General features: G+C 34.1%; 2 protein-coding genes. Both read right to left on the bottom strand.

What is annotated here, in order from left to right; translation table 11 throughout:
• Positions 1–8: 8 nt before the first annotated feature.
• Positions 9–704, bottom strand: a complete 696-nt coding sequence (locus CG11_RS26175; protein ID WP_255351981.1) for an IS630 family transposase — start codon at positions 702–704, stop codon at positions 9–11.
• Between the two features lie 32 nt (positions 705–736).
• Positions 737–1,015: a helix-turn-helix domain-containing protein gene (locus CG11_RS26170; RefSeq protein WP_052599918.1), complete on the bottom strand. Its 279-nt coding sequence runs from the start codon at positions 1,013–1,015 to the stop codon at positions 737–739.
• Positions 1,016–1,067: the final 52 nt, after the last annotated feature.

Raw genomic sequence — 1,067 nt, 5'->3', positions numbered from 1 at the left:
TTAAGTACTCAGAAATAAGTAATCGTATATTCTTTACCGTACTGTTGTAATATCGAAATTGCTCTCTCAGCCAAAACTTCCATAGAAATATAATCTTTGGGTTTCAGCCAAAAATGTTTTAGATGCTTCCATAAAATTTCTATCAAATTAAGTTCTGGACAATATGCTGGAATAAACTGAAGATAAAGCCCTCTCTTTCTCCAAGAATCAACATAAGTCTTTACTATTTTGGATTTATGAATAGCTGCATTATCAAGAACAAGAATCGTTTTCTTTTTCAATGATTTGGAGTATTCTTCTAATGTTTGAATGACACATTCAGAATTAGCAGCTCCTTGGTACATATTTCCAGAGAATTTCTCCTGTAAAGGATCTAAAATACCAAGTATGGTTATTCCTTTTATTCGTTCTGCTGGTAAAATAGCTGTAGTTCCTTTGAGCTGCCATGCATAAGGCACATTAGGATTCAAACTCAACCCTGTTTCATCGAAATAGCAAAGGTTGATTTTTCCTTCTTTTGCTTCCTTCTTTAACCTTTTAAGCTCTTCGATAAAAAAGCGAAACAATTCTTCGTTCCTGTTTCTTTTTAATGAATTACGCATTCGCTTCCATACAAAACCAGCTCCTTTTAATATCCGTTGCACTGTTCTTATACAAGCACTTTTCCCAAGCTTTTGTACATGAGTTGCTACAAACTTTTGAATGCTTTGAATAGGGGTTTTAAGAGCTTCAGCAATTATTTTTTTTGTTCTGTCTCAGTAAACTTGGTTGGGCGACCACTCTTTTCTGCATCGGAGAGTCCAGCCATTCCTAATTCATCCCATCTATTAAACCATTCTGAAACTGTAGCTCTACGAACCTCAAATATCGCTGAGAGTTGATCTATAGTATAACCTTTATTACTTAAAAGAAGAGCATGTGAACGATCTCTTTCTCGTTCTGAACCACTAGTCTTTTTACTGGTTTTTAAGGCTGATTCTTCCAATTCTGTTAACTTGATGTACCGTTTTTTCATTTTGCTAATATAAACTATTTTTATTATACGGTTTCTTTTGTCACCTTACTTA

This window comes from Aureispira sp. CCB-QB1 (assembly GCF_000724545.1).
Taxonomy (GTDB): Bacteria; Bacteroidota; Bacteroidia; order Chitinophagales; family Saprospiraceae; genus Aureispira.
Note: the sequence above shows the minus strand (reverse complement) of the source record. Positions and strands in the feature narration are given on the sequence as shown.